Source organism: Pseudomonas sp. BP11-1-1, from assembly GCF_052112105.1.
Classification (GTDB): Bacteria; Pseudomonadota; Gammaproteobacteria; order Pseudomonadales; family Pseudomonadaceae; genus Aquipseudomonas; species Aquipseudomonas alvandae.
On sequence record NZ_JAUTYU010000004.1, the window covers coordinates 395,744 to 417,389 of the forward strand.

Consider the following 21,646-nt stretch of genomic DNA (forward strand, 5'->3'; position numbering starts at 1 on the left):
GACACTACTCACCGGTCGCACCGGTATTCAGAGATGATCAGCTATGCTTGACCGGCGAAGGGAAACGTAAGTGGTTCACCATTCCATGGATATCAGGTTCACCCAACGGCTGTCGTACAAGCAGGCCCGACTGACCGTCCTGGTGGGTTTCGTGCTGGGCACGTTGTTAAGCCTGGTGCAGATCGGCATCGATTATGCCAGCGAAGACGCGTCGATCAACCGTGAAATCCTGTCCCTGTTGGAAATCAGCCACAACCCGGCATCGCGCATCGCCTATAACATTGACGCCGAACTCGCCCAGGAACTGGCCTTGGGCCTGTTGCGTTCACCGGCCATCATTGGCGCCGAACTGATCGATAACAACAATACGGTGCTGGCGAGCGTCAAGCGCCCTGAACTGCAAAGCAACTACCGCTTTATCAGCGACTTTCTTTTCGGCGCCCAACGCCAGTTCGAAGACCGACTCTATTTGAACCATCTGCCTGACGAGTCCCTGGGTATCCTGCGACTGGATGTCGATACGTATTCCTTCGGCAGTCGCTTCCTGCGCCGGGCCGAGGTCACCCTGCTCAACGGTTTCGCCCGCAGCCTGATCCTGACCGGCCTGCTGCTCGCCTTGTTCTACGTCATGCTGACCAAGCCACTGGTACGGGTCATCCGCGAGCTGAGCAGCCGCGACCCGAGCAGCAGCGAGCAAAGTCCCCTGGAATGCCCTACCGGCCACCAATACGACGAAATCGGCGTGCTGGTGTCGGTTGCCAACCAGCAGTTTGAAAACATCTCGACCGAAATACAGCAACGGCGCACGGCTGAAAATCGCCTCACCGATTACCTGGCGCAACTGGAAAACATCGTTTCGGCGCGCACCGCCGAGCTCAAGGCCATCAATGCCCGCCTCAGCCAGTCCAACGATGAACTGGAGATTGCCCGGCGTACCGCCCTGGACATGGCCGAAGCCCGCTCCGCGTTCCTGGCCAACATGAGCCATGAAATCCGAACGCCACTCAACGGACTGCTCGGGATGATCGCGTTGTCCCTGGACGGTCCATTGACCGCCGAACAACAGCAACAGCTCTCGATTGCCCATGACTCGGGCAAGGTATTGGTGGAGCTGCTCAACGATATCCTCGACCTGTCCAAGTTCGACGCCGGCCAACTGGAACTCGAACGCATACCGTTCGACCTCGGCTCGCTGATCGAGGACACCGCCAACCTGCTGTCACAAAATGCCGCGCCGAGCGTCGAACTGGCGTGCCTGATCGAACCGCAGTTCCCCGCCCAGGTATTGGGCGATCCGACCCGCGTTCGCCAGATCGTCAGCAACCTGCTGTCCAACGCCTTGAAGTTCACCCGCTTCGGCCGGGTCGACGTGCGCTTGAGCCAACACGAAGGCGGCGTGCGGATCGAGGTCTGCGACACGGGCATCGGCATACCCCAGGAAGCCCAGGCACGGATCCTCCAGCCGTTCACCCAGGCTGGCGCCGGCATCACGCGCCAGTTCGGCGGCACCGGGCTCGGGCTGGCACTGACCTACAACCTCTGTGAAGCCATGCAAGGTCGGTTGACGATCAGCTCCGAGGCGGGCTTCGGCAGCCAATTCTGCGCAGACCTGCCACTGCCTTGTCACACGCCCGCAGCGCCCATCGAGCCCTTGCGTGGCAATGTCGTCGCCATTACCACTGCCAATAGCGGATTGGCCGAATTGTTGGGAATGCTGGTGCCCGGCTGGGGATTGGACTATGTACAACGTTCCGTGGATGACGGGCTGCTGGGGCTCAAGCCCGACATCCTGATCACCGATTGCCCGGAATGCCTGTTCAATCTGCGGCCGACTTTCGCGGCGCCGATCCTGCTGGTGACCGCCTACGGCAGCTTCATGCCCAGCGAAGAGGCGGCCGCCCTCGCCCCCTTGCTGCAACAAGCCCGGCCGCTGGCGCGCCATGCGCTTTATCAGATATTGCGGCGCGCCCTGCAAAGCGAGGCGACCACCATCAACGACGCGCAGATCGAAGCGCTGGCGCCTTCGCGCCGCGGGCGAGTGCTGTTGGTGGAAGACAACCCCGTCAACCAATTGGTGGCCAAGGGCATGCTGGTGAAACTGGGCTGCGAGGTCGTCGTCGCGGCCCACGGCATCGAGGCCCTTGACCAGCTCGAACAGCAGGATTTCGATCTGGTGTTGATGGACTGCAACATGCCGGTCATGGACGGTTATGAAGCCAGCCGGCAGATTCGTCGCAGCGGGCGCTGGCTCAACCTGCCAATTGTCGCGCTGACTGCCAATGCGATGCCCGAGGAACGCGAACGCTGCCGCGCCGCCGGCATGAGCGATTATCTGTCCAAGCCGTTCCGACGCGAAGAGCTCGCGGCATTGTTGGATCAGTGGGTGCCCACTACGTCAGCGCTTTGATCTGGGCTAACAAATGATCCAGGCTGTCTCGCAGGTCCCCTACGCGATCCAGGTCGATGCCGCTGTCGCAGAGCAGACGGGCCTTGAGCGGGCCGACCTGCTCGCGCAAGGCCTTTCCGCTGTCCGACAGGCTCAAATGAACCTCGCGTTCATCACGGGCTGAACGCTGCCGCTGGACCAACTCCAGTTGCTCCAAACGCTTGAGCAACGGCGTCAGCGTGCCGGAATCAAGCAGTAGACGCTCCCCCAGTGCCTTGACCGTGGGTTGTTCCGGAGCGTTTTCCTGCCATTCCCACAGCACCAGCATCGCCAGATACTGCGGGTAGGTCAGGCCGAGCTGATCCAGCATCGGCTTGTAGCCGCGAATCACCGCCCGCGACGCGGCATACAGCTTGAAGCACAGCTGGCTGTCGAGCTTCAGCGAATCGACTGACAGATCGTTCATTTGAGCAGGGCTTCGATCTCGGCGGTGAGGTCCTGGGGCTTGGTGGTCGGGGCGAAGCGCTTGACCACCTGGCCATCCTTGCCGATCAGGAACTTGGTGAAATTCCATTTGATGCCTTTGGACCCCAGCACGCCAGGCGCCCGCTGCTTGAGCTGGACGAACAGCGGATGGGCATTGGCACCGTTGACCTCGATTTTCTTGAACAATGGAAAGCTCACGCCGAAGTTGAGTTCGCAAAACTCGGAAATCGCCCCCTCATTGCCCGGCTCCTGCTTGCCAAATTGGTTGCAGGGAAAGCCCAGCACCACCAGCCCCCGGTCCTTGTAGGACTGCCACAACGCCTCGAGCCCTTTGTATTGCGGGGTGAAGCCGCACTGGCTGGCGGTATTGACCACCAGCACAGCCTTGCCGGCGAAATCGGCGAGAGTCTTTTGCTCGCCCTTGATGGTGGTGCACGGGATGCTCAGCAGATTGTCGGTCATGGGGGGCGGCTCCTGAAGAAGTTAGGACGCCGAAGATAGCCAGCAATTAAATTGTGTGCAATTTAATTATCGGGACACACCGACGTGCCGAGAGGCTTTTGTGGCGAGGGAGCTTGCTCCCGCTCGACGGCGCAGCCGTCGTAACCCCCGGCGGACGCGGTCTGTCTGGGCAAACTCCGGCAAATCGGTTTTGGGGCGGCTGCGCCGCCCAGCGGGAGCAAGCTCCCTCGCCACAAAGGACCGCGCAGAATTTTACTCGCGTGGCACGAGATCCAGGCACACCGAGTTGATGCAGTAACGCAGCCCGGTCGGCGGCGGGCCGTCCGGGAAGACATGCCCCAGGTGCGCATCGCATTTGGCGCAGACCACCTCGGTGCGGATCATGCCATGGCTCACATCCCGCACTTCCACCACCGCGCTGCCTTCGATCGGCGCGTAGAAACTCGGCCAGCCACAGCCCGAATCGAATTTGGTCGTCGAATCGAACAGCGGTTCGTTGCAGCAGATGCAGTGGTACACACCGTCGGTCTTGGTCGCGTTGTATTTCCCGGAGAACGGTCGCTCGGTGCCTTTGAGCCGGCAGACGTTGTATTGCTCCGGGTCGAGCATGTCACGCCATTCTTCAAGGGTTTTCTGCAACTTTTCCATCGTCCTACCTCGGCAATTGAAAAAGCCCGATCCGACGCTTTTCCGCGGATCGGGCGGCACGTATGATTGCGCCTCGTCAGGCGCCAGTCTGGCAGTCACGTCATGCGCATTCAAATGGATTGTGGCGCATCTACCGCGTCCGGCCCGGGCACAGACGCAGGATCCCCAGTACGGTAGTTCATATGCCGCCTGGATCGTTCATTTTCGGGAACACATCGCCATGCAGGTCAGCAAATCGAACAAGCTCGCCAACGTCTGCTACGACATTCGCGGCCCGGTGCTCAAGCACGCCAAACGCCTGGAAGAGGAAGGCCACCGTATCCTCAAGCTGAACATCGGCAACCCGGCACCCTTTGGTTTCGAAGCGCCCGATGAAATCCTCCAGGACGTCATCCGCAACCTGCCGACCGCCCAAGGCTACAGCGACTCCAAAGGCCTGTTCAGCGCGCGCAAGGCCGTGATGCAGTACTACCAGCAAAAGCAGGTAGAAGGCATCGGTATCGAAGATATCTACCTGGGCAACGGTGTGTCCGAGCTGATCGTCATGTCCATGCAGGCCTTGCTCAACAACGGCGACGAAGTCCTGGTGCCGGCACCGGACTATCCGCTGTGGACCGCCGCCGTGAGCCTGTCCGGTGGCAACCCGGTGCATTACCTGTGCGACGAACAGGCGAACTGGTTCCCTGACTTGGCGGACATCAAGGCCAAGATCACCCCGAACACCAAGGCCCTGGTGATCATCAACCCGAACAACCCGACCGGCGCCGTCTATTCCCGGGAAGTGCTGCTGGGCATGCTGGAATTGGCCCGCCAGCACAACCTGGTGGTATTTTCCGACGAGATCTACGACAAGATCCTCTACGACGACGCCGTTCACGTCTGCACCGCCTCCCTGGCGCCGGACTTGCTGTGCCTGACCTTCAATGGCTTGTCCAAATCCTACCGGGTGGCGGGCTTCCGCTCCGGCTGGATCGCCATCTCCGGGCCCAAGCATCATGCCCAAAGCTACATCGAAGGCATCGACATGCTGGCCAACATGCGCCTGTGCGCCAACGTGCCGAGCCAGCATGCAATCCAGACCGCACTGGGCGGCTACCAGAGCATCAACGACCTGGTCCTGCCCCAGGGGCGGCTGCTGGAACAACGCAATCGCACCTGGGAACTGCTCAACGACATTCCTGGCGTCAGTTGTGTCAAACCAATGGGCGCCTTGTATGCCTTCCCCCGGATCGACCCGAAAGTCTGCCCTATCCACAACGACGAAAAATTCGTCCTGGACCTGCTGCTCTCGGAAAAACTGCTGGTCGTCCAGGGCACGGCGTTCAACTGGCCATGGCCGGACCATTTCCGTGTCGTGACCTTGCCGCGGGTCGATGACCTGGACCAGGCCATCGGCCGCATCGGCAATTTCCTCAAGTCCTACCGCCAATGATCCAGCCAGCGTGCGAGGCCCCTCACCTCGCACGCTGTCTGATTCAGCAACACATCCGTTCTGTGAGCGCCACCAGGCCTTCTACACTGGGATTCGAGAGCGGATGGTCGACGCAACGCAACGTTCGCGGGGCGCGGATGCCGGATCTCATTTCCAGAGTCACTTTCAGAAAAGTCTTTCAAACATTTAGGACGGCTGTAGGACACAGTTTGAAATAGTAGGCGAGTTGAATAGCCCGCGGCAGCACCTTATATACCCCGCATAACGCTACATCTTTAGCATGAGGAGATTGCTACCACCATGATGCGCATCCTGCTGTTTTTGGCCACTAACCTGGCGGTCGTGCTGATTGCCAGCATCACCCTGAGCCTTTTTGGCTTCAACGGGTTCATGGCGGCCAACGGGGTTGATCTCAACCTCAATCAGCTGCTGATCTTCTGTGCGGTGTTCGGTTTCGCCGGTTCGCTGTTCTCGCTGTTCATCTCCAAGTGGATGGCGAAGATGAGCACCAGCACCCAGATCATCAGCCAGCCGCGCACTCGCCACGAACAATGGCTGCTGCAGACCGTCGAGCAGTTGTCTCGCGAAGCCGGGATCAAAATGCCCGAAGTCGGGATCTTCCCTGCCTACGAGGCGAACGCCTTCGCCACCGGCTGGAACAAGAACGACGCACTGGTCGCCGTCAGCCAGGGCCTGCTCGAACGCTTCTCGCCGGATGAAGTCAAGGCCGTGCTGGCCCACGAGATTGGCCACGTCGCCAACGGCGACATGGTTACGCTGGCGCTGATCCAGGGCGTGGTGAACACCTTCGTGATGTTCTTTGCCCGCATCATCGGCAACTTCGTCGACAAGGTGATCTTCAAGAACGAAGAAGGCCAGGGCATCGCCTACTACGTGGCGACCATTTTCGCCGAACTGGTCTTGGGCATCCTCGCCAGCGCCATCGTCATGTGGTTCTCGCGCAAACGCGAGTTCCGCGCAGACGACGCCGGTGCACGCCTGGCGGGCACCAGCGCGATGATCGGCGCCCTGCAGCGCCTGCGCGCAGAACAAGGCCTGCCGGTGCACATGCCCGACACCTTGAACGCCTTTGGTATCAACGGTGGCATCAAGCAGGGCCTGGCGCGCATGTTCATGAGCCACCCGCCACTGGAAGAGCGAATTGACGCGCTGCGTCGCCGTGGTTGATCGCTAGAGTCGCAAAAGGAAAGCCCGTAGCAATGCGGGCTTTTTTTCGGTTGCCAATTCATCTGCAACCTCGCCTGGCACAAACGCGACACATCAACGCCTGGAAATCAGATACACCCGTTCATCCAACCGCTTCACCCCCGCCTGCAAGAATTTCCAGCTCTCCCCAAGCACATCCTGCTCCTGCAAAATCTCCAGACGCCAAGCGCCACCCAGCAACCGCTGCACTTCTTCATGCCCAACGGAAAACGGCGGCCCAGGCATTTCGTCCTGGTTGTAATCGAGGGTAATCAACAGCCCGACGCAGTCTGGCAATATTTTCAGCAAATGCGCCACGTACCGCTCGCGCATCGGCGCAGGCAATGCGATCAATGCAGCGCGGTCATACAACGTCGCGCAATCGGCCACGTCCAAAGGCGTCAGCGCAAAGAAATCACCGCAGCGGATTTCGATGGCACCGGCACGAAATATCTTGAAGGCGCCCTCCTCGCTCACGTTCGGCTCAAGCTGATGCTCCTGGAAAAAATCAGTGACGGCTTTCTCTGACAGCTCAATTCCGAGCACGGAAAAACCTTGTTGCGCCAACCACATCAGATCCAGCGTCTTGCCGCACAGGGGCACCAACACTCGAGTCTCTTCGGGCAATCCCAATTGGGGCCAGAAACGCTGCAGATAAGGGTTCACCTCCGGCAGATGAAAGCCGATCTGGTTGGTTGACCAACGCTTGTGCCAAAACTCGGGGTCCATGGGGTTCGCTCCATAAATTCGATCAAAACAGGTTAAAACTTATATTAGATTTTGATCATTGACCTGACAGAAGATGACACATCTTAACGCTCAGGAGCCCGTCCATGCTGCCCAGCCTGTTTATTTCCCATGGCTCACCGATGCTCGCCCTGGAGCCCGGCGAAAGCGGCCCGGCGTTGGTTCGCCTGGCCGCGCAACTGCCCAGGCCAAAGGCGATCGTCATTGTCTCGGCTCATTGGGAGAGCGACGAACTGCTGGTCAGCGCCAACCCGCGACCGCGCACCTGGCATGACTTCGGCGGGTTTCCACCGGCACTGTATGAAGTGCAATACCCGGCGCCTGGCGACCCTCGACTGGCGGAACAGGTGGCAGACATGCTCAACGCCGCGCATCTGCCGGCACGCCTCGACTCTAAGCGGCCATCCGACCATGGCGTCTGGGTGCCGCTGTCGTTGATGTATCCCGAGGCCGATATTCCCGTGGTGCAGGTCTCCTTGCCCAGCCATCAAGGCCCGACGCTGCAAACGCAAGTCGGCCGCGCATTGGCGAGCCTGCGGGAACAAGGGGTGCTGGTGATCGGTTCCGGAAGCATTACGCATAACCTGCGGGACCTGGATTGGAACGCCGGCCCTGAAACCGTCGAACCCTGGGCCAAGGCGTTTCGCGATTGGATAGTCGCCAAACTGGCGTCGAACGATGAGGTGGCGCTGCACGACTATCGCCGCCAGGCGCCCAATGCCGTGCGCAGCCATCCCAGCGATGAGCATTTGTTGCCGCTGTATTTTGCCCGAGGGGCTGGGGGGACATTCAGCGTTGCCCATGCGGGGTTCACGATGGGGACGCTGGGGATGGACATCTATCGGTTCGACTGATCGCAAACCGAGTCGCGCCAATCGCGAGCAAGCTCGCTCCCACATTGGGTCTTCGGCGCTCACAAATCCCCTGTGGGAGCGAGCTTGCTCGCGATGGGTCTCCCCGCCGCTCGCACTGAAAAAACACCACACGACAGGCAAAAAAAATCCCCGAACCAGTCGGGGATTTTTCATGCTCGGTCAATCAACCCGCAGGTCGATCAATCCTCGCGGTAGCGACGCAGCTTGAGCTGCTTGCCGGCCACGCGGGTGTCCTTGAGCTTGGTCAGCAACTTCTCCAGACCATCTTCCGGCAATTCCACCAGGCTGAAGCTGTCACGCACCTGGATGCGACCGATAGCTTCGCGGGCCAGGCCGCCTTCGTTGAGGATCGCGCCGAGCAGGTTCTTGGCGGCAATGCCGTCACGAGCGCCCAACGCGGTACGGCAACGGGCACGGCCTTCGGCCAACGGGATCGGTGCACGACGCTCGCGATCACCACGGTCCGGACGATCGCCACTGCGCTCAGGACGGTCGCCACGCGGTGCGTTGTTCGGCACCAGCGGACGTTCCTTCTCGATCGCAGCCAGGTTCAGCGCTTGGCCGTTGGTGGCCTTGCGCAGAAGGGCAGCGGCCAGGGCACGCGGGGTGCAACCGATGTCGGCGGTCAGGCGATCGAGCAGATCACCGTGGGTCGATTCGGCGTCAGCCACCAGCGGCGACAGGCTGTTGGTCAGTTTCTTGATGCGCGCATCGAGAACAGCCTGGGCGTCCGGCAGGCGAACTTCAGCCACCTTCTGGCCAGTCACGCGCTCGATCACTTGCAGCATGCGGCGCTCACGCGGGGTAACCAGCAACAGCGCGCGACCTTCGCGACCGGCGCGGCCAGTACGGCCGATACGGTGCACGTAGGATTCCGGATCGTACGGCATGTCCACGTTGAACACGTGGGTGATGCGCGGAACGTCCAGGCCACGGGCAGCAACGTCGGTCGCCACAACGATGTCCAGGCGGCCATCCTTGAGGGAGTCGATGACGCGCTCACGCTGGTTCTGGGCAATGTCACCGTTCAGCGCAGCGGCTTTGTAGCCTTTGGCTTCCAGGGCGCTGGCCAGGTCCAGGGTCGCTTGCTTGGTACGCACGAACATGATCAGGGCGTCGAAGTCTTCGACTTCCAGCAGGCTCAGGACAGCGGAGGTCTTCTGGTCGGCGTGAACCAGCAGGTGAGCCTGCTCGATCGCGGTGACGGTCTGGGTCTTGCTCTGGATCTTCACGTGCTTCGGATCGCGCAGGTGGCGTTCGGCGATGGCACGGATCGATTGTGGCAAGGTGGCCGAGAACAGGACAGTCTGGCGGGTCTCAGGCATGGCCTTGAAGATGACTTCCAGGTCGTCCATGAAGCCCAGCTTGAGCATTTCGTCCGCTTCGTCGAGAACCAGGTGGTTCACGGTGGCGAGGACTTTTTCGTCGCGACGCAGGTGGTCGCACAGACGGCCCGGGGTGGCGACAACGATCTGTGCGCCATTACGGATTGCTTTCAGTTGTGGGCCCATCGGCGCGCCGCCGTAGACAGCCACAACAGTCACGCCTGGCATTTGCTTGGCGTAGGTTTCGAAAGCGGTTGCAACTTGTAGCGCCAACTCACGAGTTGGGGCCAGGATCAGAGCTTGCGGCTCGCGCTTGGACGGATCAATGCGGTGCAGGATCGGCAGTGCGAACGCGGCGGTCTTACCCGTACCGGTTTGCGCCTGACCAATCATATCGTGACCGGCGAGAATGATCGGGATCGACTGCTGCTGAATGGCCGAAGGCTCTTCATAGCCGGTAGCGACTACTGCAGCGACAATATTGGGATGAAGTTCAAGAGCGGCGAAGCCGCCGATTTCCTGGGTCATGGGTCTGCCTCTAAGTGCATCCGCAAAGACCCATGCTCCAAAGCTGCGCATGCCGTGTTGAGACTCAAGAGTCGCCCTGGCAGCTTTGTCGGCGGGGATTTGCGAAAACGAATGAATGAAAAAGAACGTCGCGGAAGCATCCGTTGTGCGGACATGCAACCGAAGCTGGCTTCGGGGAATTGCGCTACCTTGACGCGGCCCGGCTAAAGGCCGGCGCGCACTATACCGGAATTCGCCCAAAAAGGGAGATTTTTTTATCGACGGAAGGTGTGGCGGAGCTCTGTGCAATAGCCGTTGGGGGCGTCAGCTAAAACGATTCATCTTCGGATGGGATGAACTCTATTGTGGCGAGGGGATTTATCCCCGCTGGGCTGCGAAGCGGCCCCAAAATACCTGAGCTACCGATGCGTGAGCGAGCTTTAGGGGTCGCTTCGCGACCCAGCGGGGATAAATCCCCTCGCCACAGGAATTTCGTTGTGCCCTGGGTTCGTGTCACGTCGCCGGGCGGATGGCCTTGATCAACGACTGCAACGAATAACCCAACCGCGGCGCCAGTCCTTCGGCCCGGGCAACCAGCCCGTCCATATCCAGCTCCTGGTCGAGGTCCGCCGGCACGATCAGGATCACGTTGCCCTCCTTCACCGGCAGCTCCCAATAATGCCGATGATAAAGACCACGCAACAGCGCGGCGCCCAAGGGCTTGCCATCATCGGTCGCCCATTGGTTGATCACCAGCCAGCCGCCGGGGTTGAGGCGCTTCTGGCAGTTTTCCAGGAACCCCCAGGCCAGATGGCCTACGCCGGGACCGACGTCGGTATAGAGGTCGACAAAAATCAGGTCCGCCGGCTCTGCCGTTTCAAGCAATTCCAAGGCATCGCCGACGCGAATGTACAAACGCGGATCGTCATCCAGCCCAAGATATTCGATGGCCAGGCGCGGCACGTCGGGGCGCAGCTCGATCGCCTCGACATCTTCCAACGGCAGGAACTTGAGACAGGCCTGGGTCAGCGTCCCAGCGCCCAACCCCAGGAACAACGCGCTTTCCGGCTGCTCATGACACAACGCACCGATGAGCATGGCGCGGGTGTAGTCATATTCGAGCCAGCTCGGGTCGGCGGTGAACACGCAGCTCTGCTCGATGGCATCGCCGAATTCGAGAAACCGGTAATCGGCCACTTCGAACACGCGGATCATGCCGAACTCGTCGTGCACCTCGGCGAGCAAATGCTCGACGCGCTCCTCTGTCATTTCATCTCCTGATGTTGCCGGGCGGGCATGGGCCTGCGTATACGGGGCAAAGGCGCGATTGTCCGCGAAGCAAGCGGAACAGGTCACGCACTAATTTGCTGATAACATGAGCGCCCGAGCGTAAACCACCTAGAGATCATGATGAGCCAACCCTGGAGCCCTGACAGCTGGCGCGCCCTGCCGATCCAGCAACAACCCCGCTACCCCGACGCCGCGCACCTGTCGCAGGTGGAGCAGACCCTGGCCAGTTATCCGCCATTGGTGTTTGCCGGTGAAGCCCGGGAGTTGCGCCGTCAGTTCGCCGAGGTGACCCAGGGCCGGGCGTTCCTGTTGCAAGGCGGCGACTGTGCCGAGAGCTTTGCCGAGTTCTCGGCCGCCAAGATCCGCGACACCTTCAAGGTGCTCTTGCAGATGGCGATCGTCATGACGTTTGCCGCCGGTTGCCCGGTGGTCAAGGTCGGGCGCATGGCCGGGCAATTCGCCAAGCCACGCTCGGCCAACGATGAAACCATTGACGGGGTAACGTTGCCGGCCTATCGCGGCGACATCGTCAACGGCATCGGTTTCGACGAAAAAAGCCGCGTGCCGGACCCGGAGCGGTTGTTGCAGTCCTATCACCAGTCCACCGCCACCTTGAACCTGCTGCGCGCCTTCGCCCAGGGCGGCTTTGCCGATCTGCACCAGGTGCACAAGTGGAACCTGGATTTCATCGCCAACTCGGCCCTGGCGGAAAAATACAGCCACCTGGCCGACCGCATCGACGAAACCCTGGCGTTCATGCGCGCCTGCGGCATGGACAGCTCGCCGCAACTGCGCGAAACCAGCTTCTTCACCGCCCACGAGGCGCTGCTGCTCAATTACGAAGAAGCCTTCGTGCGTCGCGACAGCCTGACCAATGATTATTACGACTGTTCGGCCCACATGCTGTGGATCGGCGACCGCACCCGTCAGTTGGACGGCGCGCATGTCGAGTTCCTGCGCGGGGTGAACAACCCGATCGGGGTCAAGGTCGGCCCGAGCATGAACCCTGACGACCTGATCCGCCTGATCGACGTGCTCAACCCGGACAACGACCCGGGCCGGCTGAACCTGATCGCCCGGATGGGCGCCAACAAGGTCGGCGATCACCTGCCGCAACTGCTGCGCGCGGTGCAGCGCGAGGGCAAGCAGGTGCTGTGGAGCTCCGATCCGATGCACGGCAACACCATCAAGGCCAGCAGCGGCTACAAGACCCGGGATTTTGCGCAGATCCTGGGCGAAGTGAAGCAGTTCTTCCAGGTCCATGAAGCCGAAGGCACCTATGCCGGCGGTATCCACATCGAGATGACCGGGCAGAACGTCACCGAATGCATCGGTGGCGCGCGACCGATCACCGAAGACGGCCTATCGGATCGCTACCACACCCACTGCGACCCGCGGATGAATGCCGATCAGTCGCTGGAGCTGGCGTTCTTGATTGCCGAGACGTTGAAGCAGGTGAGGCGATGAGCCAGACAGTTTTGTAGTGCCTGGCCTATCGCTTTCGCGAGCAAGCTCGCTCCCACATTGGATCTGCTGTGGACACAAAATCTGTGGTCACGAGGCCCCTGTGGGAGCGAGCTTGCTCGCGATGAGGCCAGCTCAATCAGCCTCGATCTGCGCAAGCGCCACCGCCAGCCGAACCCCACTCGCTTTCCCACAATTGAGCTGAACCCGCTCCAACCCCAACCAGTTGGCCATGCGCCGCAGATTCGTCGCCAACGCCAGCATCCCCTCCTCGTCCAGCCCCGCCTCTTCCTCGTGCACTGCATGCACCGCCAATTGCCCCACCGCCCGCTCAGCCCGCAAGTCCACCCGCGCCGCAATCCGCTCGTTGTGCAGAAACGGCAAGACGTAATAGCCATACACCCGCTTGTGCACCGGCGTGTAGATCTCCAGCCGATAGCGAAAATCGAACAGCCGCTCGGTACGACTGCGCTCCCAGACCAACGAATCGAACGGCGACAGCAGCGCACTGGCGGCGACCTTGCGGGGAATTTTCACGCTGGGTCGGCACCAGGCTGGCTGCTTCCAGTCCTCAACCTGGCAACGTAGCAGTTCGCCCGCCTCCTCCAGTTCGGCAAGCCGTTCACGGCTGTCCGCCGGACTCAAGCGAAAGTAGTCGCGCAGGTCCTTTTCGGTAGCGACACCCAAGGCTTCGGCAGCATGGATGAGTAACGCGCGCTGGGCCTGGGCTTCGTCCGGCAGAGGTTGTCGCAGCACGGAATCCGGCAGGACCCGTTCCGGCAAATCGTAAAGCCGCTCGAAGCCCCGCCGTCCCGCCACCGTCACTTCACCCGCCGCGAACAGCCATTCCAGCGCATGTTTTTCCGCGCTCCAGTCCCACCACGGGCCGGCCTTTTCCTGACGCGTGGACAAACTGCCCGCGCCAATTGCTCCCTGGTCCCAGACCGCTTGCAGGACGCGGTGAATCACGTCTTGCTGCTCCTGGCCGAAACGCGCCAGTTGCTGATAGATACCTTCGCCGCGCGCAGCACGGGCCATGCGCCAGCGCATCAACGGGTACATCGCCACCGGCAGCAGCGAGGCTTCATGCCCCCAATATTCAAATAGCGTGCGACGGCGGCCCTGGCTCCAGGCGGCTTGATCGAGCAAATCGCGATTGTAATGACCGAGGCGGGAAAACAGCGGGAGGTAATGCGAGCGCACCAGTGCGTTGACGGAGTCGATCTGCAGGACGCCGAGGCGTTCGATCAAGCGGTTGAGACGCGAGGGTTGCACCGAAGCTGGCGAAAGCCGCCCATCGAATCCTTGGGCGGCCAACGCCAGGCGCCGGGCCTGTTTGAGGGTAAAGGATACAGTCGCGGGCATGGAGATCTCCTTGTCTGCTCGCAACCTACCTCACCATTGAACGGTTTGTGTAGGGAAGGATGGCTCATTTGTGCATTGGGTCGTCCCAGAATGGCCGAACCACTTCCTGCTCCACGTCGGCCCGACTTACGCCGATGTCCTTGAGCGCCTCGTCGCTCATGCCGGCCAGCAATTCACGCTCGTGGTGCAATTCGTACCATCGACTAACCTTATGCAGCAGAGCGCTGACCGAGAAGCCATGGGAGAGTTTTTCTATCAGTAGATATCCTTTTTGACCTTTCATCGTGATGTCCTCCGTTTGGGATGGCTCAAGTCTCGCGCTAACGCTAAGATCAATCCAACGAATGTTTCTTATGCAATACATCTCGGAGATTGATCCATTGTCGAGTTACCCGAGCATCGATACGGAAGTGCTGCGTACCTTCGTTGCCATCGCCGACCAAGGGGGGTTCACCCGCGCCGGGGAACTGGTCAACCGCACGCAATCCGCCGTCAGCATGCAGATGAAGCGCCTGGAAGAGGACGTGTTGCAGCGGCGGCTGTTCGAGCGCGACGGGCGCCAGGTCAAGCTCACCGCCGAGGGCCAGGTGTTGCTGGGTTATGCCCGGCGGATCCTCAAGCTGCACAGCGAAGTGTTCAATACGCTGCGTGAACCGCACATGGTCGGCACGGTACGCATCGGCACGCCGGATGATTACGTGATGCGGTTCCTGCCCGGGATCCTGCAACGCTTCGCCCAGTTCTATCCCCTGATCGAAATCGAAGTGCACTGCGAATCGTCCAAGCAGTTGCTGCTGCGCCAGGACCTGGACTTGTCCATCGTCACCCGCAAGCCGGGGGATGAGATCGGCCAGTTGCTGCGCAAGGAGCGCTTTGTCTGGGCCGAAGCCGCCTGCTTCAACGTCCATGAACAAACACCGCTGCCGCTGGCGATGTTCAACAGTGATTGTTTCTGTCGGCAATGGGCGTGCAACGCATTGGATGCAATGGGCCGCGATTATCGCGTGGCGTACAACAGCTCGAGCCTGTCGGCGCTGATGGCCGTGGTGGGCGCGGGCCTGGCGATCACCGCGCAATTGGAAAGCCTGCTGACCCCGGACATGCGGGTGCTCGGTGAGGCGGAGAACCTGCCGGAGCTGCCCGAGGCCAGCATCATGTTGATCCGCAACTTGCACAACCCTTCGCCGATCACCGAGTGCCTGGCCGAGCACATTGTCGAAGGCTTCAAGCTTTAAAGATAAGCAACACCGCACACAGCACCAGGAAACCGCAGAACAGCCCGCGCAGCAGTCGCTCCGGCAAGGCGTGGGCGACTTTCACGCCCCAGCTGATGCTCATCAGCCCACCGATGGCCAGCGGCAGGCCGATCCACCAATCCACCTCATGGTGAAACGCATAGGTGGCGAGGGTCACCCCGGTGCTGGGCAAGGCCAGCGACAGCGACAATCCCTGGGCCACGACCTGAGTGGTGCCGAACACACTGGTGAGGATCGGCGTGGCGACAACCGCCCCGCCGACGCCAAACAGACCGCCCATCGTCCCTGACGCCGCCCCCAACACGCCAAGCCATGGCCAGCCGTGGCGCATCTGCGCCGAAGCGGGTGCCGTCGCGGCGAACATTCGGATGAGGTTGTAGGCCGCCAGCACGACCAGGAACACCACGAAACCGATTCGCATGCTTTGCGCGTCAATGCCCACGGCCCAGATGGAGCCGAGCCACGCGAAGCAGAATCCCATGGAGGCCAACGGCAGGACATGACGCATCTCGATGCGATTGCGTTGATGATAACGCCACAGCGCCAACATCACGTTGGGCACCACCATCACCAGCGCCGTGCCTTGGGCGATCTGCTGGTCCAGACCGAACCATACGCCCAACACCGGTATCGCGATCAATCCGCCGCCAATGCCAAACAATCCCCCCAAGGTGCCCAATGCGGCGCCCAACAGCAAATACAGCACGACCTCGACCACAGACGATTCTCCCTTTATAAGGGCGCCTATCCTACGCAGTTGGCGATAACCAGGAAATGCATAGCTGATCAGGTCGTCAGAATTATCTGGTGCATTAAAGGTTCGTCCGCTAGATTCACCTGGACTACTGATTGAAAGGTTTCGCCATGAGCACTCAACACGACAGCCCCGACCCTTGCGACGCCCTGTTATTGGATAACCAGGTCTGCTTCGCCCTCCATTCCACGTCGCTGCTGATGACCAAGGTCTACAAGCCGCTGCTCCAGGCATTGGGCCTGACCTATCCGCAGTACTTGGCGATGATGGTGCTGTGGGAAAAAGACGGTTTAACCGTCGGTGAAATCAGCAACCGGCTGCTAACCGACCCAGGTTCGCTGACGCCACTGCTCAAGCGCCTGGAGGCCGAAGGTTTGCTGAGCCGCACCCGCAGTCGGGAAGACGAACGCGTGGTGATCGTCGAGCTCACTGAGCAGGGCCGCGCCCTGCAGAAAAAAGCCCTCGACATCCCGCAATGCATCCTTGCCGCCAGCGGCCAGACCCTGGAGCAATTGAAGAAGCTGCAACTTGACCTGCAAGAGCTGCGCGGGCATTTGCAAGACAGCCTCTAAATCACCGAAACACCGCTAATCCCTGTGTGCGAGCTTGCTCGCGAAAGCGGTGGATCAGCTTGCAGTGATGTTGGATATGCCGACGTCTTCGCGAGCAAGCTCGCTCCCACAATAGTCCTGCGCTGAATGCAAAGCTCATGGAAACCCAAGATCCCTGTGGGAGCGAGCTTGCTCCGGGCGGCGTTCCGACGAAAGCGGCGGCAAATCCGACATCCTCTGTTCAGATCCACCGCTATCGCGAGCAAGCTCGCTTTCACATTGGATTTCTGATGTAAGCAAGGTCTCGTCATCCAGCAACCTCTGTGGAACGAGCCTGCTCGCGATAGCGGCAGCCCTGTCTACCCTCCCCCTCGAAAAATTTCTACTCTCAAAAATCGCTCTAGCTAAAGGCTTTCAGGCCTTTTCAGTTTGCCGACTCCATCTTGCCCCGAAAATTTATCTTGCGCGCAAATTATTAGTGCATTACATTCTCTTCACACCTACTTAGCGCGCAAACATTTAGCGCGAAACACTCAACCAGAAATGAGGCATCCACCATGAAAACTCTCTACACCGCAATCGCAACCTCCACCGGCGGCCGTGACGGTCGTGCCATCTCCAGCGACAACATTCTCGACGTCAAGCTCGCCACGCCCAAGGAACTCGGCGGTGCAGGCGGTGCGGCGACCAACCCAGAACAACTGTTTGCCGCTGGCTACTCGGCCTGCTTTATCGGCGCGCTGAAATTCGTCGCCAGCCAGACCAAACGCAAAATCCCGGATGACGCCTCGATCACCGCCCATGTCGGCATCGGCCAGATTCCTGGTGGTTTCGGCCTCGACATCGACTTGCACATCACCTTGCCGGGCCTGGATCAAGCCGAAGCCCAGAGCCTCGTTGATGCAGCGCACCAGGTTTGCCCGTACTCCAACGCTACCCGCGGCAACGTTGACGTGCGCCTGCACGTAGCCGTTTAACCCTCTTCCCCGACCGAATTTCAAGGAGATAGACATGAACATCAGCAAAACCCTGACCGGCGCCCTTCTCGCCCTGAGCATCAGCAATGCCTTTGCCGGCGATATTGTCGAACACAACACCCAGGCATTTCTCGACGCACTGAATGCCGGCACCGGCAAGCCGCTGGAGCAGTTGTCACCCAAGGATGCCCGCGCGGTACTGGTCGGCGCCCAGGCAGGTGTGAAATTGACACTGCCCAAGGCCGATGTCAGCGAGAAGACCATCAAGGTCGACGGCCAATCGATCAGCCTGACCATCGTTCGTCCGGCCGGGGTCAAGGGTGAGCTGCCAGTGTTCATGTTCTTCCACGGCGGCGGTTGGGTGCTGGGGGATTTCCCGACCCACGAACGACTGGTTCGGGATCTGGTAGCGGGTTCGGGCGCCGTCGCGGTGTTCGTCAACTACACGCCGTCACCCGAAGCGCATTACCCGGTGGCGATCAACCAGGCTTACGCCGCGACGAAATGGGTGGCCGAGCACGGCAAGGAAATCAATGTCGATGGCAAGCGCTTGGCCGTGGCGGGTAACAGCGTGGGTGGCAACATGGCGGCGGTCGTGGCGCTGATGGCCAAGGACAAGGGTACCCCGGCAATCCGCTTCCAGGCCTTGTTGTGGCCGGTGACCGATGCCAGTTTCGAGACGGCGTCCTACAACCAGTTTGCCGAAGGACATTTCCTCAGCAAGAACATGATGAAGTGGTTCTGGGACAACTACACCACCGATGCCGGGCAACGTAACGAGATCTATGCCTCGCCACTGCGGGCAACCACCGCGCAACTCAAGGGCCTGCCGCCCGCGCTGGTGCAGACTGCCGAGGCCGACGTGCTGCGCGACGAGGGCGAAGCGTACGCTCGCAAGCTGGACGCGGCCGGCGTCCCCGTCACGGCGGTGCGTTACAACGGCATGATCCACGACTATGGTTTGCTCAACGTCGTGAGCCAGGTGCCCGCGGTGCGTTCGGCGATGTTGCAAGCGTCGCAAGAGCTCAAGGAACACCTGAAGTGAAGGTAATCCCTTGCTTTTGTGGCGAGGGAGCTTGCTCCCTCGCCACAAGGGCCGGGTCGAAATATAGATATAAAAAAGCCCGACTCAATGGTCGGGCTTTTTCATACAGAAGACTTCGCTTATTTAGCGCGGCCTTTGTAGGAACCGCCTTCGCGGGTATCGATCTCGATCATGTCGCCGATTTCGATGAAGTCAGCAACCGACAGCTCGGTACCGTTCTTCAGTTTGGCAGGCTTCATCACCTTGCCGGAAGTATCACCGCGAGCGGAGCCTTCGGTGTAGTCGACCTGACGCACGATAGTGGTCGGCAGTTCTACGGAAACCAGGCGCTCTTCAAAGAATACGGCTTCGCAAACGTCGGTCATGCCTTCTTCAACGAATGGCAGAACGCTTTCGATGTCTTCGGCGTTCAGCTCGTACATGGTGTAGTCAGTGGTGTCCATGAACGTGTAGGTGTCGCCGCTGATGAACGACAGGGTCGCTTCTTTGCGGTCCAGGATCACGTCATCCAGTTTGTCGTCCGCACCGTAGACGGTTTCGGTCTTGTAGCCGGTCAGCAGGTTTTTCAGCTTGGTCTTCATGATCGCGCTGTTGCGACCCGACTTGGTGAATTCAGCTTTCTGAACCAGCCAAGGATCGTTGTCGATACGAATCACGGTACCGGGTTTGAGTTCTTTACCAGTTTTCATTGCGAATATCCGAATTTGGATGGGATTTACAAAAATCTAGGCCGCGTATCATATCCAATTTCGGTAAAACTTCACCAGCGCCGTGGCAAGATCGGCTCGTGACGCCTGTTCCAGGCACCACGACCGGGCATGTTCGGCCAACTCCCGATCCTTCTCGCAGGCGGCTTTCCAGTGTTCGGCCATGTCTTGACCGGCATTCCAGGTGCGCCAAAGACCGCTGATCGCTTTTTCCGCTGGCTCGGAAAGTCCTTCGGTGTACAGCTTGAGAAATGCCTCGAGTTTCTCCAGGTGGACATCTTCTTCCTGTTGATAAATGTGCCAGAGCAGCGGCCGACCCGCCCATTGTGCCCGCACGAAGGAGTCCTCGCCGCGTACGGCGTTGAAATCACAGCACCATAACAAGTGGTCGTATTCATCCTGACGGACGAAAGGCAATACCTGCACCCTCAGGGCGCCACGGCGATACGAGGCTCCCGCCCCAAGGCCGTCAATGCCCGCCCAACGCTCGACATCCCCCAGGATGCGTCCTTCCGGAACCAGGACATGCCACGGACGGGTATCCGTCGCCATCGTGTCAAACCAGCTCGCCAACCCGGCATTTTCGTAGGCGAACAACGAAATCAGACGTGCCCCAGGCTCCCGCTCGACGCCCAGCCCCCGCAGGAAAACCTGTTGTGCAGCGCCATCCTGCTGGAATTGTCGACGACGCTCCAACAGCCCCGCTTCGCGCAGCAAGCCACCGGTGCCTTCCTGGAAGCCTGGAAAGAAGAAATACTTCTGCACGTGCTTGTATTTCACCGACGGCAGACCGTGACAACCGATCACCCAGTCCTCGGCGCTCAGGTAATCGAGGTTCATCCACAACGGCGTTACCTGGCGCTCGGCCATCGCATCCATGTAGGCGCTGGGCAACTGGCAGGCAAACGCGGCGATCACCACATCGGCCGCCTCGACAGGCAGCCAATCCTTGGGCCAGTGACGCACTTGAACGCCCTGCTGCCACTGTTCGGACAGCGCGGGGTCTATTTCCGGACACAGCCGTTCAAACGCACGCAGGTCATCGACCCAAAGCCGAACCGCGACCCCATGCTCGGCCACCAATTGCCGCGCCAGGCGCCAAGTGACGCCGATGTCGCCGAAGTTATCCACGACGGTGCAAAAAATATCCCAACGCACGGTCATTCCCGACTCCCTGTGGCAAAGCCTGATTGTCCCGTATTAAACCCATGATGCAGAAGGGCCGACGGCGATTAATCTTCATGCGACAATCAGCGCCTAACCGTGCCCCTGCCAGGAAGCAGTCATGCCTGATTACCCATCGCCGCCGCGCCTTTCAGCCTTGAAATTGACCGTCAGTATCGCCTTGGGCCTGTGGCTGGGATTCGTCGCCATCGTCCTGACAGGTTGGTTGCTGTCCAGGTTCCTCTTCGCTGAACAACTGGCCCCGGTGGCCGCTGCGGTTCATCAACTGGCGCAACCGCCAGCGGTGCAACCGGCGCCCGAGCCGCCCACGCCGATGTTCGAGCAATTCCAGCAGAACCTACAGAAGAACGAGCAGCGCCAGGCGCTGGAACAGGTGCGCAGCAACCCGCGCAACCTGTCGAACCCCAAATGCCAGTTCTGGCTGCAACAGGACCAGAACGCGCCGAGCGAGAAAAGCCGCGCCAACGTCCTGCAATTCTGCGAGTGATCATGAACAAACAGACTGTCCACCAGTTGATCCTCGACAAACTCAAGATTGACCTCGACATTGCCGAACGCGCCGCGCAGACCGCCTACGAAACCGCGACCCACGAAGAAAATATCGCGGAGAACAAATACGACACCCTCGGCCTGGAAGCTTCATACCTTGCCGCCGGACAAGCCCGACGCGTCGAAGAGATCCGCCAGGCGCTCGCTCTCTGCCAGAACCTGACACTGAGGCCTTACGACGAAGAGCGCGGTATCCAGGTCGGCACATTGATCGGGCTGGAAGATGAGGATGGCCGCCAACAGTGGCTATTCCTTGGGCCGGACGCAGCGGGGCTGAAGGTCTCGCTGGTGGGGCAGCCGATCACCGTCATCACCCCTCGCTCGCCGCTGGGCCGGAGCCTGCTGGGCAAGTTCGAAGGGGATGAAGTGGAAATCGTCGTGGCGGGTGCCCGGCAACAGTTCGCAGTCACCGAGGCTATCTAGCTATCG

Annotated in this window: 22 protein-coding genes; 11 read left to right on the forward strand and 11 right to left on the reverse strand. The window is 60.3% G+C overall.

Annotation, left to right across the window (positions count from 1 at the left end; translation table 11 throughout):
• The first annotated feature begins 85 nt into the window (after positions 1-85).
• Positions 86-2,407, forward strand: coding sequence for a hybrid sensor histidine kinase/response regulator (locus tag Q7C33_RS11415; protein ID WP_198797275.1), 2,322 nt, complete (start codon positions 86-88; stop codon positions 2,405-2,407).
• On the opposite strand, the gene Q7C33_RS11420 is transcribed toward Q7C33_RS11415, so the two are convergent.
• From Q7C33_RS11420 to msrB, 3 genes are all read right to left on the reverse strand, one after another.
• Positions 2,391-2,852 carry a MarR family winged helix-turn-helix transcriptional regulator gene (locus Q7C33_RS11420; RefSeq protein ID WP_198797276.1) on the reverse strand — a complete coding sequence of 154 codons (462 nt, stop codon included), beginning with the start codon at positions 2,850-2,852 and terminating at the stop codon, positions 2,391-2,393. The two genes, Q7C33_RS11415 and Q7C33_RS11420, sit on opposite strands and share 17 nt — an antisense overlap.
• The gene (locus Q7C33_RS11425) at positions 2,849-3,334 is read right to left on the reverse strand and encodes a glutathione peroxidase (RefSeq protein ID WP_030141888.1); all 486 of its coding nucleotides are present in this window, start codon (positions 3,332-3,334) and stop codon (positions 2,849-2,851) included. The genes Q7C33_RS11420 and Q7C33_RS11425 overlap by 4 nt, the downstream gene beginning before the upstream one ends.
• 252 nt (positions 3,335-3,586) lie before the next feature.
• Entirely contained in the window at positions 3,587-3,982 is a 396-nt protein-coding gene (gene msrB / locus Q7C33_RS11430; protein WP_030141887.1) for a peptide-methionine (R)-S-oxide reductase MsrB, read from the reverse strand.
• A gap of 220 nt (positions 3,983-4,202) precedes the next feature.
• On the opposite strand from msrB, the gene Q7C33_RS11435 reads away from it, so the two are divergent.
• Together Q7C33_RS11435 and htpX are read left to right on the forward strand one after the other, a co-directional pair.
• Positions 4,203-5,414, forward strand: a complete 1,212-nt coding sequence (locus tag Q7C33_RS11435) for a pyridoxal phosphate-dependent aminotransferase (protein ID WP_018603142.1) — start codon at positions 4,203-4,205, stop codon at positions 5,412-5,414.
• A gap of 300 nt (positions 5,415-5,714) precedes the next feature.
• Positions 5,715-6,602, forward strand: a complete 888-nt coding sequence (gene htpX, locus Q7C33_RS11440) for a protease HtpX (RefSeq protein ID WP_003199411.1) — start codon at positions 5,715-5,717, stop codon at positions 6,600-6,602.
• Between the two features lie 93 nt (positions 6,603-6,695).
• Here htpX and Q7C33_RS11445 read toward each other — a convergent pair whose 3' ends face one another.
• Positions 6,696-7,349 (reverse strand): thiopurine S-methyltransferase, encoded by a 654-nt coding sequence (locus tag Q7C33_RS11445; protein ID WP_198797278.1) that lies wholly within the window; start codon positions 7,347-7,349, stop codon positions 6,696-6,698.
• 104 nt (positions 7,350-7,453) lie between these two features.
• Here Q7C33_RS11445 and Q7C33_RS11450 point away from each other — a divergent pair, with 104 nt between their 5' ends.
• The gene (locus Q7C33_RS11450; RefSeq protein WP_030141885.1) at positions 7,454-8,221 is read left to right on the forward strand and encodes a DODA-type extradiol aromatic ring-opening family dioxygenase; all 768 of its coding nucleotides are present in this window, start codon (positions 7,454-7,456) and stop codon (positions 8,219-8,221) included.
• Positions 8,222-8,421: 200 nt separating this feature from the next.
• Here the strand turns inward: Q7C33_RS11450 and Q7C33_RS11455 are convergent, their stop codons facing one another.
• Positions 8,422-10,095 carry a DEAD/DEAH box helicase gene (locus Q7C33_RS11455; protein WP_030141884.1) on the reverse strand — a complete coding sequence of 558 codons (1,674 nt, stop codon included), beginning with the start codon at positions 10,093-10,095 and terminating at the stop codon, positions 8,422-8,424.
• A gap of 492 nt (positions 10,096-10,587) precedes the next feature.
• A complete protein-coding gene (locus Q7C33_RS11460) occupies positions 10,588-11,343 on the reverse strand; it encodes a spermidine synthase (protein ID WP_030141883.1) in 756 nt (251 codons plus the stop codon).
• A 141-nt stretch (positions 11,344-11,484) separates the two neighbouring features.
• On the opposite strand from Q7C33_RS11460, the gene Q7C33_RS11465 reads away from it, so the two are divergent.
• Complete coding sequence (locus Q7C33_RS11465; RefSeq protein ID WP_030141882.1) at positions 11,485-12,831, forward strand: class II 3-deoxy-7-phosphoheptulonate synthase; 1,347 nt, start codon at positions 11,485-11,487, stop codon at positions 12,829-12,831.
• Positions 12,832-12,963: 132 nt separating this feature from the next.
• On the opposite strand, the gene Q7C33_RS11470 is transcribed toward Q7C33_RS11465, so the two are convergent.
• Together Q7C33_RS11470 and Q7C33_RS11475 are read right to left on the reverse strand one after the other, a co-directional pair.
• Positions 12,964-14,193, reverse strand: a complete 1,230-nt coding sequence (locus tag Q7C33_RS11470; RefSeq protein ID WP_334598056.1) for a winged helix-turn-helix domain-containing protein — start codon at positions 14,191-14,193, stop codon at positions 12,964-12,966.
• A gap of 64 nt (positions 14,194-14,257) precedes the next feature.
• Positions 14,258-14,476 carry a DUF1127 domain-containing protein gene (locus tag Q7C33_RS11475; protein WP_030141880.1) on the reverse strand — a complete coding sequence of 73 codons (219 nt, stop codon included), beginning with the start codon at positions 14,474-14,476 and terminating at the stop codon, positions 14,258-14,260.
• 97 nt (positions 14,477-14,573) lie between these two features.
• On the opposite strand from Q7C33_RS11475, the gene Q7C33_RS11480 reads away from it, so the two are divergent.
• The gene (locus Q7C33_RS11480) at positions 14,574-15,428 is read left to right on the forward strand and encodes a LysR substrate-binding domain-containing protein (RefSeq protein WP_030141879.1); all 855 of its coding nucleotides are present in this window, start codon (positions 14,574-14,576) and stop codon (positions 15,426-15,428) included.
• Here Q7C33_RS11480 and Q7C33_RS11485 read toward each other — a convergent pair.
• Complete coding sequence (locus tag Q7C33_RS11485; protein ID WP_030141878.1) at positions 15,418-16,167, reverse strand: sulfite exporter TauE/SafE family protein; 750 nt, start codon at positions 16,165-16,167, stop codon at positions 15,418-15,420. The two genes, Q7C33_RS11480 and Q7C33_RS11485, sit on opposite strands and share 11 nt — an antisense overlap.
• Positions 16,168-16,313: 146 nt before the next feature.
• Here Q7C33_RS11485 and Q7C33_RS11490 point away from each other — a divergent pair, with 146 nt between their 5' ends.
• The 3 genes from Q7C33_RS11490 (at position 16,314) to Q7C33_RS11500 (ending at position 18,776) form a co-directional block, all read left to right on the forward strand.
• Positions 16,314-16,775 carry a MarR family winged helix-turn-helix transcriptional regulator gene (locus Q7C33_RS11490; RefSeq protein ID WP_181288889.1) on the forward strand — a complete coding sequence of 154 codons (462 nt, stop codon included), beginning with the start codon at positions 16,314-16,316 and terminating at the stop codon, positions 16,773-16,775.
• A 536-nt stretch (positions 16,776-17,311) separates the two neighbouring features.
• Positions 17,312-17,731, forward strand: a complete 420-nt coding sequence (locus Q7C33_RS11495) for an organic hydroperoxide resistance protein (protein ID WP_030141876.1) — start codon at positions 17,312-17,314, stop codon at positions 17,729-17,731.
• Positions 17,732-17,765: 34 nt separating this feature from the next.
• Complete coding sequence (locus Q7C33_RS11500) at positions 17,766-18,776, forward strand: alpha/beta hydrolase (protein WP_030141875.1); 1,011 nt, start codon at positions 17,766-17,768, stop codon at positions 18,774-18,776.
• 119 nt (positions 18,777-18,895) lie between these two features.
• Here the strand turns inward: Q7C33_RS11500 and Q7C33_RS11505 are convergent, their stop codons facing one another.
• Both Q7C33_RS11505 and earP read right to left on the reverse strand, forming a co-directional pair.
• Positions 18,896-19,465: an elongation factor P gene (locus Q7C33_RS11505; RefSeq protein ID WP_003226785.1), complete on the reverse strand. Its 570-nt coding sequence runs from the start codon at positions 19,463-19,465 to the stop codon at positions 18,896-18,898.
• A gap of 48 nt (positions 19,466-19,513) precedes the next feature.
• Positions 19,514-20,647 carry an elongation factor P maturation arginine rhamnosyltransferase EarP gene (gene earP / locus Q7C33_RS11510; RefSeq protein WP_407683407.1) on the reverse strand — a complete coding sequence of 378 codons (1,134 nt, stop codon included), beginning with the start codon at positions 20,645-20,647 and terminating at the stop codon, positions 19,514-19,516.
• Between the two features lie 121 nt (positions 20,648-20,768).
• Here earP and Q7C33_RS11515 point away from each other — a divergent pair, with 121 nt between their 5' ends.
• The gene (locus Q7C33_RS11515; protein WP_198797283.1) at positions 20,769-21,155 is read left to right on the forward strand and encodes a hypothetical protein; all 387 of its coding nucleotides are present in this window, start codon (positions 20,769-20,771) and stop codon (positions 21,153-21,155) included.
• Positions 21,156-21,157: 2 nt separating this feature from the next.
• Positions 21,158-21,640, forward strand: coding sequence for a GreA/GreB family elongation factor (locus Q7C33_RS11520; RefSeq protein WP_030141872.1), 483 nt, complete (start codon positions 21,158-21,160; stop codon positions 21,638-21,640).
• Positions 21,641-21,646: the final 6 nt, after the last annotated feature.

What these genes read in the sequence shown, in the direction of transcription:
- Q7C33_RS11460 (WP_030141883.1), bottom strand. Translation starts at nt 11,343, where the DNA reads ATGACAGAGGAGCGCGTCGAGCATTTGCTCGCCGAGGTGCACGACGAG.
- Q7C33_RS11490 (WP_181288889.1), top strand. Translation starts at nt 16,314, where the DNA reads ATGAGCACTCAACACGACAGCCCCGACCCTTGCGACGCCCTGTTATTG.
- earP (WP_407683407.1), bottom strand. Translation starts at nt 20,647, where the DNA reads ATGACCGTGCGTTGGGATATTTTTTGCACCGTCGTGGATAACTTCGGC.
- Q7C33_RS11425 (WP_030141888.1), bottom strand. Translation starts at nt 3,334, where the DNA reads ATGACCGACAATCTGCTGAGCATCCCGTGCACCACCATCAAGGGCGAG.
- Q7C33_RS11455 (WP_030141884.1), bottom strand. Translation starts at nt 10,095, where the DNA reads ATGACCCAGGAAATCGGCGGCTTCGCCGCTCTTGAACTTCATCCCAAT.
- Q7C33_RS11515 (WP_198797283.1), top strand. Translation starts at nt 20,769, where the DNA reads ATGCCTGATTACCCATCGCCGCCGCGCCTTTCAGCCTTGAAATTGACC.
- Q7C33_RS11475 (WP_030141880.1), bottom strand. Translation starts at nt 14,476, where the DNA reads ATGAAAGGTCAAAAAGGATATCTACTGATAGAAAAACTCTCCCATGGC.
- htpX (WP_003199411.1), top strand. Translation starts at nt 5,715, where the DNA reads ATGATGCGCATCCTGCTGTTTTTGGCCACTAACCTGGCGGTCGTGCTG.
- Q7C33_RS11415 (WP_198797275.1), top strand. Translation starts at nt 86, where the DNA reads ATGGATATCAGGTTCACCCAACGGCTGTCGTACAAGCAGGCCCGACTG.
- Q7C33_RS11465 (WP_030141882.1), top strand. Translation starts at nt 11,485, where the DNA reads ATGAGCCAACCCTGGAGCCCTGACAGCTGGCGCGCCCTGCCGATCCAG.
- Q7C33_RS11450 (WP_030141885.1), top strand. Translation starts at nt 7,454, where the DNA reads ATGCTGCCCAGCCTGTTTATTTCCCATGGCTCACCGATGCTCGCCCTG.
- Q7C33_RS11500 (WP_030141875.1), top strand. Translation starts at nt 17,766, where the DNA reads ATGAACATCAGCAAAACCCTGACCGGCGCCCTTCTCGCCCTGAGCATC.
- Q7C33_RS11470 (WP_334598056.1), bottom strand. Translation starts at nt 14,193, where the DNA reads ATGCCCGCGACTGTATCCTTTACCCTCAAACAGGCCCGGCGCCTGGCG.
- msrB (WP_030141887.1), bottom strand. Translation starts at nt 3,982, where the DNA reads ATGGAAAAGTTGCAGAAAACCCTTGAAGAATGGCGTGACATGCTCGAC.
- Q7C33_RS11505 (WP_003226785.1), bottom strand. Translation starts at nt 19,465, where the DNA reads ATGAAAACTGGTAAAGAACTCAAACCCGGTACCGTGATTCGTATCGAC.
- Q7C33_RS11495 (WP_030141876.1), top strand. Translation starts at nt 17,312, where the DNA reads ATGAAAACTCTCTACACCGCAATCGCAACCTCCACCGGCGGCCGTGAC.
- Q7C33_RS11420 (WP_198797276.1), bottom strand. Translation starts at nt 2,852, where the DNA reads ATGAACGATCTGTCAGTCGATTCGCTGAAGCTCGACAGCCAGCTGTGC.
- Q7C33_RS11435 (WP_018603142.1), top strand. Translation starts at nt 4,203, where the DNA reads ATGCAGGTCAGCAAATCGAACAAGCTCGCCAACGTCTGCTACGACATT.
- Q7C33_RS11520 (WP_030141872.1), top strand. Translation starts at nt 21,158, where the DNA reads ATGAACAAACAGACTGTCCACCAGTTGATCCTCGACAAACTCAAGATT.
- Q7C33_RS11445 (WP_198797278.1), bottom strand. Translation starts at nt 7,349, where the DNA reads ATGGACCCCGAGTTTTGGCACAAGCGTTGGTCAACCAACCAGATCGGC.